Origin of the sequence: Staphylococcus canis (genome assembly GCF_016238445.1) — a bacterium.
GTDB classification, from domain to species: Bacteria; Bacillota; Bacilli; order Staphylococcales; family Staphylococcaceae; genus Staphylococcus; species Staphylococcus canis.
Window position 1 is genome coordinate 1 of the sequence record NZ_JABANU010000099.1, and the last position, 255, is coordinate 255.

1 rRNA gene is annotated in these 255 nt (G+C 51.4%); it reads right to left on the minus strand.

From position 1 onward, the window contains the following. Position 1: 1 nt before the first annotated feature. Positions 2-255: ribosomal RNA gene (locus tag HHH54_RS11615) — 23S ribosomal RNA — on the minus strand; the annotation flags it as partial.

The following is a 255-nucleotide window of genomic DNA, read 5'->3' on the forward strand; positions in this document are numbered from 1 at the left end:
ACTACCTGTGTCGGTTTGCGGTACGGGCACCTACTTTCTAGCTAGAGGCTTTTCTCGGCAGTGTGAAATCAACGACTCGAGGAACTGAGTTCCTCTCCCCATCACAGCCTGACCTTATGAGTGCCGGATTTGCCTAACACTCAGTCTCACTGCTTGGACGTGCACTCCAACAGCACGCTTCGCCTATCCTACTGCGTCCCCCCATCGCTTAAAACGATTATAGGTGGTACAGGAATATCAACCTGTTATCCATCG